Below are 14,353 nucleotides of genomic sequence, written 5' to 3'. Positions count from 1 at the left end.
TCTCCCCACCTAGATTAATTTGAGTCGTTAGGTGTTATTTTGCGCCGGGCATTATGGCATAAAAGCGAGACTTAAGTTAAATGTCTGTTAATTTCTTTGAGAGGGAGATCGATTGCGGTGTTTGATTATATGGGAATAAAAGCATGGCAGCCAAAGTATCCTGACCTATTTTTACTGTTTTGTAACATTTTGTGAAACGAGCTTAAAGGCATGATTGAGTCGCTTCATTTCTTCTTCACTGCCCCTTGTGTCAGGATGATAAAGCTTTGATAACTGTCTATAGCGTAGCTTGATTGCCTGTAAATCAGGGATGGTTTGTGGTGTGTAGCCAAACATAGCACACGCGACGCTTAGCTTATGGTTTTCTGCCTGAGTTTTGGATTTCTTAAATTCTCTGAATAGTTTCTCTAACTGACGCTTCAGTTGCTTGTTCGTAAACTCTAGCTCTTTTATTTTTTCCGCCATTCGTTGATTTTGGCTTTCCTCTTTGGCTTCACGCGCTTTTCTATTCTGCTTGAGTTTTTTGATCACGAGGAAACTTAAGCCGCTGATGATGAGGATCGCCGCTAGCCAAATCAGCCATAGAAACTGCGAGTGTTTTACTTTGGGGTTTGCAACTGTGCTTTTCTCTTCTTGTGTTTGCTCTGCTTTTTTATCGAGCGACTTTATTTGCGAGACTTGTTTAGCTCGTAGCTGGTTGAAGCGCAGCTCTAACAGTTGATTATAAGCTTGTTCTGCTGCTGGATTATGCTGAGAAGCCATTTGATACAAGGCTTCAGTCAATTGAGAAGTTGTGACCTTATCTGGATTGCGCTGAATAAAATCGGCGAGAAGAAAGCCACGATCGGTTGGGTCATTGAGTGCGATAGAGGTTAGCCAATATAACGCTTGTGTTTCATTTTTTTCGCCATTTATCCCTTTAGCAAAGTCGTTCGCGAGGTGTTTTTGCGCAGGGAGGTAACCTTGGTTGGCGGATTGCTCTAGCCAGTAGCGCGTTTCTGGTGAGGCTTCAGCTTCGTTTGATGCCAATAATTGTTGTGCGTACTCGTATTGTTCGATGGGGTCATTTGGAGCTTGAGAGGCAAGTGAGTAGCCAGAAAAGCTGAGGCTAAATAAGCAGAGTAGGGCAGACGTTTTGACAGACATTAATATGTCAGGCCTAACGATAATGGTTAGGCCTGCTCCGGTAATTTTTTATTATTACCGTTATGGTGCAACCAAATTACTTCAGTGGCAAGATCTGGATTTCAACACGACGGTTGCACGCACGACCTTCAGAAGTTTGGTTTGAGCAAATTGGGTTACGTTCGCCGTAGCCGCGTGCAATTGCACGACCAGGTGCAACGTTTTGAGATACTAGGAATTGACGTACGGACTCTGCACGGCGCTCTGACAACGTTTGGTTGTATGACTCACTACCTGTGCTATCCGTGTAACCGTCAATAACGAGACTGGTATCTGGGTACTCAACTAGGATGCGAGCAACACCACGTAGAGTATTATGGATGCTAGCATCAAGCTGGTAAGAGCTTGAAGAGAAGCCGATACCGTTTTCCATACGCAGTAAAAGCTGATTTTCACCAACACGCTGAACTTGTACGCCAGAGTTTAGCAAAGCGCGACGTAACTCCGCTTCTTGTTGGTCAAAGTAGTAACCAACGCCAGCGCCAGTCGCTCCGCCTGCGGCTGCACCAATGAGTGCATGCTGACGACGTTCTTTAGCATCATCACCCGTTGCTAGGCCGATTGCTGCGCCAGCGATCGCACCAATAAGCGCGCCTTGCGTGGTGGAGTTAGTTTCGTATTCACCCGTTGTTGCATTTTGGCGTTGAGTGGCTTGACAGCCAGTAAGAGCTAGCACTAGAGCTAGTGCAATAGGCATCTTTTTCAAGGGAAAATCTCCGTATAAAACTGAGGCGAAACCATGCCTCATAATGGGATGCGAATTATGAATAAACAAGCATTAATATTTGTTATGAGAAAGTAAGATTGATAAGAGTTTCTGTAAGAAAATTCCTATCAATACTGCCAAAGCTCTCAAAGTAAGCCCCATAGACATCGAAGTCATTGCTGCTTATGTGAATCCTTTACTATCCTGGCTATTTCGATGAATCGCCCAACATTTTGCGTGCTTGTTCGCCGCCCACTCCACGGTTAACTGAAACCTTTCTACCTTTCTTTAAGCCCACTTCGTAGTCTTCAGTTAGGTTTTTCATCGCTTCTTTCAATTGCTTCTTGAACGTTTCGCGGTCAATGTTTTGGAATTCTTTATCAATATAGTCATTAATTTTATTGGCCGACTCTTCATCTGGAGAAATAATTGGCAATTTTTCAATCGCGCCTTCCACCCAGCCAGATACAAATGAGTTCACACGGCGAGTCACTTCCTGAGAAGAGGTGCCGGTGCCAGCAAAGCTGTTTCGGAATTGTCCGGTACTTTCGTTCATCTCGCGATAAACAATATCGAAAGCAAATGCAGCAAAAATAGCGCGATCTGCTTCACCGATAAATTCGACACGTTTGAGCCCTTTGTGATTCAACAATACTGCTTCGACACCGAATTTTGTGTTAATGCCGCGAATCACTCGCAATATGGTAGAACTGATGTTCGCTGGTAGCAGATGAGAAGATTGTGTTTTTCCCATTCTGATGAACTCAATATCGTCTTTATCGAGACCATATTTAAGCATGAGGCGATGTGCCATTTTGATAGCATTGGCAGCCTCATTAACATTAGCGGAATTGCCCAGTTCTAAGCACTTGGCGATTTTTTTCAGAGCTTTTTGTTTATCCATCGACAACCAGTAACGAAAGCAGAAAATTTATGAAGTCAGACATATTACCTTTTTTGACATAAAAACGAAATACAAGGTGGGACTGAAGATAATTTCAGCACATAAAAAGAAGCCTCGCATTAAGCGAGGCTGGCGTTTTAGTTCGTCGTAATCAGTATGAAGTCGTACTTGTGTCTAAGAAGCCATTCTTCATTAAGATTCGTTAGAATTACAACCCGAGCTGGTTGAGCAAGTCATCGGCATCATCGTTTGATCCCGACGATTTAGATTCTTTCTCAGCCAACTGTTTACGTGTTGCCTCTAAAATGTCGTCTGGGTTTTCGTCTTCAGCAACTTCAAACTCTTCCAGTTGGATGAACTCAGTTTTATCCATTGCTAGTTCGAGATAGAAAATATTGTTGTTTTCGGTGGAGAACGTCACTCTGCGCGCTTGAGGGCGGTCAAGGTTGGTATCAACTTGTAAGATAACTTGCTTATTCAGCGCCAGCATTTTTGGTTGGTTTTGTGTGATGTTCGTTTGCAGGTCTTTACGAATTTTATTAGTGAAGTCTCCGACCAGTTGATTCATGAGTTCACCCAGAACATCGCCTACCTCGTCAGAAGTATGAGATATTGCCAGTTCTTCTTCTGGCATGCCCATATTACGCATGTAGTTGGTGTAGATCTCCAGTGCGGCTTTTGCCGTAAAATTAATCACAACTAGCCCGGTAAATCCGCCATCAAACAGAACAAAACAGCCAAAATCTGGTTTGAGGCTAGTCTTGTGGATTTTTTGCACCATTGCTGAATAATTTACTTGAGAAGATGTCGCCGAAGTAAGTACGCCAGAAACAGACTGGCAAAGTTTGAGAAGGATATCTTCAGTGGTCACAATTTTATTTTTTTTCATTCTGAAAACTCATCTAGAAACGCGATTCGTTCCCCAATGTAAGGCATCAAGCGTGAAAAAATAAAGCATAAGTTTAATTATTGTATCGAGATTCTGATTTGCTCGTCTTTTTAAATGTTGTAAAGTGACGAAATTCAAAGAATATTACTTCACTAACTCTTTTGTGGTGTTTTTTTTCGCTTAGCGCCAATTTGTATGAGAAGTGAGCAAATAATTACACAACCCGCAGCTGATCGGATCAGCGTCGTAGGGGCAGGAAGCAAATGTTACCAAGATTACACTCGCAAACTGATGTCGATCCTCTTGTTCTTAGTTTTCTGAAAGAGCTTGAGCACGCCGGATTCACTGGTGATATCGAAAGCCAATATTCAAGTCGACTAGCGGTTGCCACTGACAACAGTGTTTACCAGCAACTTCCTCAGTCTGTCGTTCATCCCAAAACGACAGAAGATGTTTCTCTCCTCGGGAAACTGAGCAATAAAGAAAAGTACGAACGAATTACCTTTTCACCTCGTGGTGGCGGCACGGGGACCAATGGTCAGTCGCTAACCAAAGGTATTGTGGTGGATATGTCTCGCCACATGAACAAAGTGCTTGAGATTAATGAGAAAGAAGGCTGGGTTCGTGTACAAACTGGTGTAGTGAAAGACCAGTTAAATGACGCAGTTCGCCCTTATGGCTACTTCTTCTCTCCAGACTTATCTACCAGTAACCGTGCAACGATTGGCGGCATGGTCAACACCGATGCTTCTGGTCAAGGTTCTCTGAAATACGGAAAAACATCCGATCATGTTTTGTCGCTACAAGCGGTGTTTGCTGATGGCTCAGTTTTAGAATCAGACCTGTCCAACGGCTACCCAAAAGAAGACGAGTTTGCTGCCAAGGCGCTACGTGTAACGGAATTCGTATGTCGTGAAAAACGCCAGCAGATCGTAGATAAGTTTCCTCCTCTTAACCGCTTTTTAACGGGCTACGATTTAAAAAATGCCTTGAATGAAGACGGTGACCGTTTCGATATCACACGAGTACTTTGCGGCGCGGAAGGTTCATTGGCATTTATTACCGAAGCAAAGCTGAACCTGACGCCAATTCCGAAAGCGCGTACGTTGGTTAACGTTAAATACAACAGCTTTGATTCTGCACTGCGTAATGCACCGTTTATGGTAGAAGCGAAAGCGCTGTCTGTAGAAACCGTTGACTCAAAAGTGCTTAATCTCGCGAAGCAAGATATCGTTTGGCACACCGTGAGCGATTTACTTACCGATGTTCCAAATAAAGAGATGCTTGGCATCAATATGGTGGAATACGCAGGTCAGGACGAAGAGGAAGTTGCTGCTCAGGTTGCAGCGTTGACCGCCAAGCTCGATACCATGTTGGAAACAGAAGAAGCGGGCATTATCGGCTACCAAGTTTGTAACGATGTAGCGAGCATTGGGCGTATTTACAACATGCGTAAAAAAGCGGTGGGTTTGTTAGGCGCAGCAAAAGGTCGTGCTAAACCGGTCGCATTCGCTGAAGATACCTGTGTGCCACCAGAAAACCTGGCGGACTTTATTGTAGAGTTTCGAGAACTGTTAGACAGCAAGTCTCTGAATTACGGCATGTTTGGTCACGTCGATGCTGGGGTGCTTCACGTACGTCCTGCGTTGGATTTGTGTGACCCGCACCAAGAAGCATTGATGCACGAAGTGTCTGATGAAGTGGTCAAGCTGGTGGCGAAATACGGTGGTTTGATGTGGGGTGAACACGGCAAAGGTTTCCGTTCAGAATATGGCCCTGAGTTTTTCGGCGACGAGTTGTTTACTGAACTGAGACGTGTGAAAGCGGCATTCGATCCACACAACAAAATGAACCCGGGCAAAATCTGTACACCGCTGGATAGTGATGCAGAGCTTGTCAAAGTTACCGATACCAAACGTGGTTACTATGACCGTCAGATTGACGTTCAAGTACGTGACAGCTTTAAACAAGCGATGGAATGTAACGGTAACGGTTTGTGTTTTAACTATGATACCAGCTCGCCAATGTGTCCATCGATGAAAGTAACAGCCGATCGTCGTCATTCACCAAAAGGTCGTGCAGGTTTGGTTCGTGAGTGGTTGCGTCAGCTTACTGAGCAAGGCATTGATATTCTTGACTTAGAAAAACAAACACTAGAAAACAAAACATCAATCAAAACCATGATTGACCGCGTACGTCATTCTATCAATCGTCGTCACGAGTATGACTTCTCTCACGAAGTGTATGAAGCGATGAATGGTTGTTTGGCGTGTAAAGCGTGTGCGAGTCAGTGTCCGATTAAAGTCGATGTTCCGAGCTTTCGCTCGCGCTTTTTAAACATCTATCACTCTCGTTACCAACGTCCTGCAAAAGACTATCTGGTTGCGAACATTGAGACTATGCTGCCGATGATGGCGAAAGCGCCAGGTGTCGTAAATGGTGTTTTGAAGCAGTCGTGGGTGAAAAGTTTAACGGCATCTACGGTCGGGTATGTCGATGCGCCGTTGTTATCAGTACCCACCTTGAAACAACGAGTAGAGTCGCTGACAACGCCTTATGATCTGCAAGCGCTCAGTGGTTTGTCTTCGTCTGAAAAGAGCAAGCATGTTTTAATTGTTCAAGACCCATTCACTAGTTACTACGACGCTGATGTCGTTGAAGACTTCGTTAAGTTATTGAAAAAGCTGGGTATGAATCCGGTGCTTCTGCCGTTTAAGCCGAATGGTAAAGCACAACACATTAAAGGGTTTTTACGTCAGTTTAAGGACACAGCAGCCGACACAGCGAAGTTCTTGGCGATGGTAGCGGATCTGGATATTCCATTAGTTGGCGTCGATCCTGCTTTGGTGCTGTGTTATCGAGATGAATACGCTGAAGTGCTTGGCAGTAAGCGAGGTAATTTCGATGTACTAACAGCCCACGAATGGCTTTACCCAAGACTAGAAGCGTTTGAAAGCGGAGAGCATAAGGCGCAGGAACCTTGGTATCTGTTTGCGCACTGTACTGAAAAAACCAAAATGCCAAATGCGGAAAAAGAGTGGGGCGCTATTTTTGCTCACTTTGGTGCAGTTTTGAATACGGTACCTGTTGGTTGTTGTGGTATGGCGGGTACGTTTGGTCATGAGGTTGATAAGTTGTCGATGTCGAAAGACATTTACAATTTAAGCTGGAAGCCAAGCTTAGATAAGTTGGATAGCGAGAGATGTTTGATTACAGGCTATTCTTGCCGCAGCCAAGTGAAACGCTTTGAAGGAACGAAGCCCAAGCATCCCGTTCAGGCATTGTTAACTTTGTTGTAATCGGACTAAATCAAGCCCAGTTTTACTGGGCTTTTTAGAAACCGTACTTAGACCCTTTCAAAGGATATGAATCTTGAGAAAACTTGAACTCAAAGTCCCACCTGTTGCAGTGTTTTTGCTAGTCATACTTTTGATGTACGGACTTAAAGTTTTGACGCCGAGCATGAACATTCGAGTCCCCTTTGTTGAATTTGTAGTAGGTGTATTAACTTTGTTGTCTGGCTACATGGGCATTGCTGGCGTGTATGAATTTCGCAAAGTAAAAACCACAGTGAACCCAGTAAAACCTGAAGCGGCATCTTCTGTTGTAAGAACTGGTGTGTTTGCCTTTTCACGCAACCCTATGTACACGGCATTATTGCTTCTAATCATAGCAACTGGTTTGTGGTGGCAGCACTTGAGTGTGGTGCTTTGTGGCGTGATATTTGTCAGTTATATGAATCGGTTTCAAATCAAGCCTGAGGAACGCGTTTTAGAGCGATTGTTTGGTGAAGAGTATGTGGATTATAAAAACCATGTTCGTCGTTGGCTCTAAGCATTGCGTTTAGTTTTGTTTGGATGAGACATAAAAAGAAAGCCCAACGGTCGACGTTGGGCTTTCTTTTAGTAAACACGTTTTTTGTGCGCTTCTGATAGGGCAGTCGACTAGGCTGCCTTAACGAACTTTGCTAGGAATGCATCCTTACGTTCATTAAAGCGGCGTACAAGGTCGTCAACCGCTTCTTGGTCATATGGCTTCAAGCCACTTGCAACCATGCGCTTAATACCTTTACCAACGACTTCACCGTCTTCTTTGAACGCAAAGTTTAAGGTGACTACACCTCGTTTTCCTTCTACGTCGAATGTTGCGCCAGTGAAATCCACCTCTGGATGCGTAAGGTCTAAGCGTGAAAATTCGACTTCCATGCTTTCATAAATAACTAATGGACGCTGGCAGTTAATCATCATTTGCTTCTCTTCCATAAGAGGAACCATGATGTGGGGGAAGTTCATACCAGAAAATTGCACGTAATTTGTCACTACATGCTCAATAAATGCCGGATCGTGGTTAGTTTCACCTTCACGGGACATGTGTAAGTATTCTTTACCTGCCTCGTCAACAACAGCGCTTTCTTTGTCACACTTATTTTCAATATGAAGTGCTACACCATCGTTTACCATGCCAGAGAAGTTAAAACGCATCTTTTGGCTAACGCCTTCTTTACTAAGAAGCACAGCGAAAAGTAAATCCCCAGGGACACAAAAGCGTTTGTTGTCTTCATCATGAATTGGGTTGTAGTCACCTGCGACACGTTTTGCAAAGTGGCTTGCTTGTTCGCGAGTGAACTGAAACTGGTGATTAGTGTTTGAAAAATAAGGTGTTAGAAACATAATTTTTACGTAGTAACCAAAACTGTGTGGGATTATATGCGAATATCTGCGTAGCAATGGTCCATCCAGTGAAAACTTCACCGTATCCTAACAATAAGACACTATTTCGGCGGATAAACCGTTAAAAACGCATACTTTAGCAACGCTTTTATTTGTTAAAACAATAAACAACGACCTTTTCGCTCGCCTATCTTGTAAAGTATAGCCATCAAAGTAGACAGGTGTTCATAAATAGTGCCATCAATATGTTTAATCGTATATAAAAAGGCTCCACGCAGAACGTAGAGCCTTCAATTCATCATCTTTTTATTCGGTGAAATGCCAGTTATGCTTAATTATTGAACACTGGGTAACAAGCTCTCTGGCATGAGCGTGTTGTGGATAGCCAGCTTAAGCAGAGTGTTTGCCTGTTCAATGTCTGGAGCAAAGTAGCGATCTTTATCGTAGAACGATACTTTTTCACGCAACATTTGTTTCGCAATCTCAATACGCTCAGAGGACTTGTTTGGCGCTCTAAAGTCTAGGCCTTGTGCTGCTGAGAGGTACTCGACAGCCAGAATACCGCGAGTGTTTTCGCCCATTTCTTTCAATCTGCGAGCCGCGAATGTTGCCATTGACACGTGATCTTCTTGGTTTGCAGATGTTGGCAAGCTGTCTACTGACGCTGGGTGAGCGAGCGTTTTGTTTTCACTTGCTAACGCAGCAGAGGTCACCTGAGCGATCATGAAACCAGAGTTCACACCACCATTGTCGACTAAGAACGGTGGCAGTTTTGATAGCGCGCTATCGATAAGTAATGCCATACGACGTTCAGACAAGCTGCCGATCTCGGCAATCGCAAGTGCTAGGTTGTCGGCTGCCATTGCAACAGGCTCCGCGTGGAAGTTACCGCCAGAGATGATGTCACCATCTTCAGCAAACACCAACGGATTATCTGATACGGAGTTCGCTTCTACTTGTAATACTTCCGCCGCATTGCGGATTTGCTGTAAACACGCACCCATCACTTGAGGCTGACAGCGCAAAGAATACGGGTCTTGTACTTTTTCACAGTTAGTGTGCGAATCACCTATTTCACTCGATGTGTCTAACAAATGACGGTATGCGAGTGCTGCGTCCATTTGGCTGCGATGACCACGTACACGGTGAATGCGCGGATCGAATGGACGTCGGCTGCCGAGAGCGGCTTCAACAGACATTGCACCACAAACGGTTGCTGACGCGAAAAGGTCTTCCGCGATAAACAGGCCTTCCAATGCGAACGCTGTGGATGCCTGAGTCCCATTTAGTAGCGCTAAGCCTTCTTTTGGCGCCAGAGTGATAGGCTCTAGACCTGCGATTTTTAATGCTTCTTGCCCGGAAATGATTTTACCGTTGTGGCGAGCTTGTCCTTCTCCCAGTAATACAGTGCTCATATGGGCTAGAGGAGCTAAGTCACCTGATGCGCCAACAGAGCCCTTTTTAGGTACACAAGGGTAAACTTGTGCGTTGACTAGGTCGGTCAGCATATTAATGACTTTTAGGCGAATCCCAGAAAAGCCACGAGACAGACTATTGATTTTTAATACCATCATCAGACGAACCGTTTCATCTGACATAAACTCACCGATACCTGCCGCATGAGAAAGAACGATACTGCGTTGCAGTGTTTCTAAATCTTCTGGTGCTATTCGTGTGTTAGCCAATAGCCCAAAACCAGTGTTAATTCCGTAAACCGTTCTATCTTCCGCGATGACTCGGTCTACGACCTGTGTGCTTTCTTCAATGGCCGGAATGGCTTCAGGATCCAAAGTAAGGTTGACTGGTGAACGGCTCACTTGGCGTAGTTCGTTTAAGCTAATATGACCCGGCTTTAGCGTTAAATTTAACATCTCTTTCATCCTTACTTGAGCTTCTTCAGTTCTTCGTTGAGCATTGGCAAATCTAGCCCTTGCTCTGCTGCACATTGTTTAGCGATATCGTATCCCGCATCAGCATGACGCATCACGCCTGTTGCTGGGTCGTTATGCAGCACGCGGGCAATACGTTGTGAGGCATCTTCACTGCCGTCACAGCAGATAACCATACCTGAGTGTTGCGAGAAGCCCATACCTACGCCACCACCGTGGTGCAGTGAAACCCAAGTTGCGCCGCCCGCCGTGTTGAGTAGCGCGTTTAATAATGGCCAGTCTGATACGGCGTCAGAACCGTCCATCATACCTTCGGTTTCACGGTTCGGGCTTGCTACAGAGCCAGAATCTAAGTGATCTCGACCAATGACAACGGGCGCTTTAAGTTCGCCATTTTTCACCATTTCGTTGAATGCTTGACCAAGACGCTCACGATCTTTAAGACCAACCCAGCAAATACGCGCAGGTAAACCTTGGAACTGGATGCGTTCGCGAGCCATATCTAGCCAGTTATGTAAGTGCGGATTATCTGGAATTAGCTCTTTTACTTTTTGGTCGGTTTTATAAATGTCCTCAGGATCGCCAGAGAGAGCAGCCCAACGGAAAGGACCGATACCTTCACAGAATAGAGGACGAATGTAGGCTGGAACGAAGCCAGGGAAATCAAATGCGTTTTCTACGCCTTCTTCCAAGGCCATCTGGCGGATGTTGTTACCGTAGTCGAGTGTTGCGGCGCCGCGATTTTGCAGCTCTAACATCGCTTGAACTTGCACAGCCATGGATTTTTTCGCTGCTTTTACGACCATTGCTTCATCTTGCAAACGCATTTCTGCTGCGTGAGACATGCTCCAGCCTTGTGGTAAATAGCCATTGAGCGGGTCGTGTGCAGACGTTTGGTCTGTTACTACATCAGGCGTGATATTACGTTCTACCAGCTCAGAGAAAACGTCTGCTGCATTACCTAGTAGACCAACCGATACTGGTGTGTCTGACTCTTTAATGATAGCTAGCGCTTCATCTAAAGAAGTCGCTTTCTTATCGACATAGCCTGTACGTAGGCGGTAATCGATACGTGACTCATCACACTCTACTGCAATCATGGAGAAGCCCGCCATTGTACCAGCGAGAGGTTGAGCACCACCCATGCCACCGAGACCACCTGTTAGAATCCAACGGCCCTTTGCTTCACCGTCAAAGTGTTTTTTTGCAACAGATACGAACGTTTCGTATGTGCCTTGTACGATACCTTGCGAGCCAATGTATATCCAGCTGCCAGCGGTCATTTGGCCGTACATCATCAAGCCTTGTTTATCGAGCTCGTTGAAGTGTTCCCAGTTTGCCCAATGCGGAACAAGGTTTGAGTTTGCGATAAGCACGCGTGGAGCATTTTTATGAGTAGGGAAAACACCAACAGGCTTGCCTGATTGAACTAAAAGCGTTTGGTCATCTTCGAGTCTTTCAAGTACTTCAACAATCTTGTCGTAACATTCCCAGTTTCGCGCTGCTCGGCCAATGCCGCCATATACAACCAGTGAATGTGGATGTTCTGCAACATCAGGATCAAGGTTGTTCATCAGCATACGAAGAGGGGCTTCGGTTAGCCAAGATTTTGCGCGCAGTTTATCTCCGTGAGGTGCACGAATTGTTCTGCTTGTATCAAGTCGTGGATCTTGTCCCTGGCGCTGTGTCATTTCAGACTCCTTTAGTTTCTCGTGATGACCAAGTACTTGCTTGGTCGTAATAATCAGTGGCATCTGGGATGCATTATGGTTTGTGCTGTTTTTCCGCCATTGCGTTGGCGATATCCCAACACAAACGGGCAGCTAATCGTGCAGTTTGACTATCGACGTCATAATTTGGGTTGTATTCGGCGATATCAGCCAGCATTAGCTTATTTTTGTAATGAAGAATTCGCTCTAAAAAGGGTGCAATAGTGTCGTAACTCACTCCCCGAGCTGCTGGTGCGCTGACTCCAGGTGCGGTTGCGGCAGGAAATACATCTAGATCAATGGTCAAATAGAGGTAGTCACAGTCGTCAATAAAATGCTGAAGCTGAGTTAAGTGATAACTGTGGTTTAAGTAGCAGAGCTGATTGTCCTCTACATACCAAACATTTAACGCATCTGCTTTTTCAAATAGCGCTTTAGTGTTGCTACTACGGCTTACACCAATACAAGCGTAATGAAAGTCCCAATCGTTACGTTGACAAAAATGATGAATTTGGTTGAAGGGTGTACCAGAGCTTGGTCTTATGTCGGCGAGGTTACTCTCAAATGCGCGCAAATCGAAATGCGCATCGAAATTGATAATGCCGATTTTAGGTTTCTTCTCTGGATAGTGCTCTTTAAAATACCCCGCTAAGCCGGAAAAGGAGGCCCACGCAATCTCATGCCCACCACCCAGCACGATGACTGGCGTATGGGGCAGTGCGCTTGAAATGGTTGCTGCACATAGAGCTTGGCTCTCTTCCAGTAAGTCGTCTTCACACACCACAGTACCTAAGTCATATAGTGGGGCGTCTTGGTGCCATGCTAAATTAGCGAGTGCTCGTCGGATTAAGTCTGGCGCTTTTTTCGCGCCAATGCGTCCTTTGTTTCGCGCAACGCCAGCGTCGGTAGCAAAACCGAGTAATGAGACGCCATGCGCAACGGCACTCAACTCATCTGCTTTTTGGCGTTGAACAACGTGATGAATTCGCTGACCAAGCTTGCCGTCCTCGGCATCATGACGGCCTTGCCAATGAAATAGGGGAGAGTGTAGGTCGAATTGAGACATATTATTGGCCTCCGTGTGAAATGTATTCACCATTTACTATACGACCTACCAGACGTTTTGCTCCGACTTGATAGCTTAAATCCGCAGGGCTTTCGATATCCCATATAGAGAAGTCCGCATCAAACCCTACTTTGATTTCGCCACGTGAGTTTTGATAACCCAGAGCTTTGGCTGCATGTTGCGTTACACCACGCAGTGCTTCTTGCGGTGTAAGGCGAAATAGCGTGCACGCCATATTCAGCATGAGTGTGAGATCAGAAAATGGTGATGTACCTGGGTTGACGTCCGTAGCAATTGCCATCGGCACGTTATGCTCTCTCAACAACTCAATCGGTGGTAACTGAGTTTCTCTTAGAAAATAAAAAGCGCCAGGCAATAGAGTGGCGACGGTGTTTGATCGAGCAAGTGCTTTAACACCTTGCTCATCTAAAAACTCGATGTGATCCGCTGACAGACCGTTGTATTGCGCAGTGAGGGCTGTACCACCGAGATTAGAAAGTTGCTCAGTATGCCCTTTAACCTTTAAGCCGTGGCGTTTTGCAGCTACAAACACTTTTTCTGTTTGTTCAAGATTGAAACCAATCGATTCACAAAAAATATCGACACTCGTAGCTAATTCTTCCTTTGCGACAACAGGGATTATGTCCTGACAAATGTGCTCAATATAATCATCTGCACGACCTTGAAACTCTGGCGGAATAGCGTGAGCGGCGAGAAGTGTAGTCGTGATTTTAACTTTGCGCTCTTGCTCTAGCATTTTGGCGGCACGGAGCATTTTTATTTCATCATTCAGTGTCAATCCATAGCCAGATTTCACCTCGACAGAAGTGACGCCACTCGCGAGTAACCCATCTAAACGTGGTAACGCTAACTCAACTAGTTGTGCTTCGGTTGCAGAGCGTGTCGCATGTACCGTTGAGAGAATCCCGCCGCCTTGTTTGGAAATTTCTTGATATGGCACGCCGTTTAAGCGCATTTCAAATTCGTTGGCACGATTGCCCGCGTAAATAAGATGAGTGTGGCAGTCGATCAAACCTGGCAGAACTAACTGGCCTTGAAGATCGATACTCTGAGGGTAATGTTGGGCAGACAACAGAGACTCGGTTTGCGGTGCGTCTTCACCAATGGCACAGGTACTGATCGCAACGATTTTTCCAGATTGAATACCAATGCGCGCTGGAGGCGTTGGAAGGTATCCGCATTCTCCCGATTGCATGGTAACTAGACGTGCGTTTTCAATCAGCAAATCCATGTTTGTGTCCCTGTGTTTATTTGTATCATTAAATGTATATACAAATAAATAGGGTAAAATAAGAACACTGACAAGATTGATGT

The 14,353-nt window shown here is 45.2% G+C and carries 11 protein-coding genes; 2 read left to right on the top strand and 9 right to left on the bottom strand.

What is annotated here, in order from left to right:
* Positions 1-171: 171 nt before the first annotated feature.
* The 4 genes from R8269_RS14190 to R8269_RS14175 all read right to left on the bottom strand — a co-directional run bounded on the left by R8269_RS14190 (position 172) and on the right by R8269_RS14175 (position 3,684).
* Complete coding sequence (locus tag R8269_RS14190) at positions 172-1,146, bottom strand: hypothetical protein (protein WP_005377958.1); 975 nt, start codon at positions 1,144-1,146, stop codon at positions 172-174.
* A 76-nt stretch (positions 1,147-1,222) separates the two neighbouring features.
* Positions 1,223-1,882 (bottom strand): OmpA family protein, encoded by a 660-nt coding sequence (locus R8269_RS14185; protein ID WP_005377956.1) that lies wholly within the window; start codon positions 1,880-1,882, stop codon positions 1,223-1,225.
* Positions 1,883-2,099: 217 nt separating this feature from the next.
* A complete protein-coding gene (locus R8269_RS14180) occupies positions 2,100-2,795 on the bottom strand; it encodes a DUF2786 domain-containing protein (RefSeq protein WP_005377954.1) in 696 nt (231 codons plus the stop codon).
* A 208-nt stretch (positions 2,796-3,003) separates the two neighbouring features.
* Positions 3,004-3,684, bottom strand: coding sequence for a DUF3334 family protein (locus R8269_RS14175; protein ID WP_005388843.1), 681 nt, complete (start codon positions 3,682-3,684; stop codon positions 3,004-3,006).
* Positions 3,685-3,947: 263 nt separating this feature from the next.
* On the opposite strand from R8269_RS14175, the gene R8269_RS14170 reads away from it, so the two are divergent.
* Positions 3,948-6,983 carry an FAD-binding and (Fe-S)-binding domain-containing protein gene (locus R8269_RS14170; RefSeq protein WP_213907085.1) on the top strand — a complete coding sequence of 1,012 codons (3,036 nt, stop codon included), beginning with the start codon at positions 3,948-3,950 and terminating at the stop codon, positions 6,981-6,983.
* 73 nt (positions 6,984-7,056) lie between these two features.
* Entirely contained in the window at positions 7,057-7,518 is a 462-nt protein-coding gene (locus R8269_RS14165) for a methyltransferase family protein (protein WP_033905135.1), read from the top strand.
* Positions 7,519-7,628: 110 nt separating this feature from the next.
* On the opposite strand, the gene R8269_RS14160 is transcribed toward R8269_RS14165, so the two are convergent.
* The 5 genes from R8269_RS14160 to hutI all read right to left on the bottom strand — a co-directional run bounded on the left by R8269_RS14160 (position 7,629) and on the right by hutI (position 14,270).
* A complete protein-coding gene (locus R8269_RS14160; protein ID WP_017821813.1) occupies positions 7,629-8,354 on the bottom strand; it encodes a DUF3581 domain-containing protein in 726 nt (241 codons plus the stop codon).
* A 335-nt stretch (positions 8,355-8,689) separates the two neighbouring features.
* Positions 8,690-10,225 carry a histidine ammonia-lyase gene (hutH, locus tag R8269_RS14155; protein ID WP_017821814.1) on the bottom strand — a complete coding sequence of 512 codons (1,536 nt, stop codon included), beginning with the start codon at positions 10,223-10,225 and terminating at the stop codon, positions 8,690-8,692.
* Between the two features lie 11 nt (positions 10,226-10,236).
* Positions 10,237-11,934, bottom strand: a complete 1,698-nt coding sequence (hutU, locus tag R8269_RS14150) for a urocanate hydratase (RefSeq protein ID WP_054578031.1) — start codon at positions 11,932-11,934, stop codon at positions 10,237-10,239.
* A 73-nt stretch (positions 11,935-12,007) separates the two neighbouring features.
* Positions 12,008-13,018 (bottom strand): formimidoylglutamase, encoded by a 1,011-nt coding sequence (hutG, locus tag R8269_RS14145; RefSeq protein ID WP_005377946.1) that lies wholly within the window; start codon positions 13,016-13,018, stop codon positions 12,008-12,010.
* Position 13,019: 1 nt separating this feature from the next.
* A complete protein-coding gene (hutI, locus tag R8269_RS14140; RefSeq protein WP_158159626.1) occupies positions 13,020-14,270 on the bottom strand; it encodes an imidazolonepropionase in 1,251 nt (416 codons plus the stop codon).
* Positions 14,271-14,353 lie beyond the last annotated feature (83 nt).

It is taken from the genome of Vibrio sp. Vb0667 (genome assembly GCF_033391095.1).
Note: the sequence above shows the minus strand (reverse complement) of the source record. Positions and strands in the feature narration are given on the sequence as shown.

Excerpts from the sequence above, each read along its gene's own strand:
- R8269_RS14190 (WP_005377958.1), bottom strand. The coding sequence starts at position 1,146 with ATGTCTGTCAAAACGTCTGCCCTACTCTGCTTATTTAGCCTCAGCTTT.
- R8269_RS14185 (WP_005377956.1), bottom strand. The coding sequence starts at position 1,882 with ATGCCTATTGCACTAGCTCTAGTGCTAGCTCTTACTGGCTGTCAAGCC.
- R8269_RS14180 (WP_005377954.1), bottom strand. The coding sequence starts at position 2,795 with ATGGATAAACAAAAAGCTCTGAAAAAAATCGCCAAGTGCTTAGAACTG.
- R8269_RS14175 (WP_005388843.1), bottom strand. The coding sequence starts at position 3,684 with ATGAAAAAAAATAAAATTGTGACCACTGAAGATATCCTTCTCAAACTT.
- R8269_RS14170 (WP_213907085.1), top strand. The coding sequence starts at position 3,948 with ATGTTACCAAGATTACACTCGCAAACTGATGTCGATCCTCTTGTTCTT.
- R8269_RS14160 (WP_017821813.1), bottom strand. The coding sequence starts at position 8,354 with ATGTTTCTAACACCTTATTTTTCAAACACTAATCACCAGTTTCAGTTC.
- hutH (WP_017821814.1), bottom strand. The coding sequence starts at position 10,225 with ATGTTAAATTTAACGCTAAAGCCGGGTCATATTAGCTTAAACGAACTA.
- hutU (WP_054578031.1), bottom strand. The coding sequence starts at position 11,934 with ATGACACAGCGCCAGGGACAAGATCCACGACTTGATACAAGCAGAACA.
- hutG (WP_005377946.1), bottom strand. The coding sequence starts at position 13,018 with ATGTCTCAATTCGACCTACACTCTCCCCTATTTCATTGGCAAGGCCGT.
- hutI (WP_158159626.1), bottom strand. The coding sequence starts at position 14,270 with ATGGATTTGCTGATTGAAAACGCACGTCTAGTTACCATGCAATCGGGA.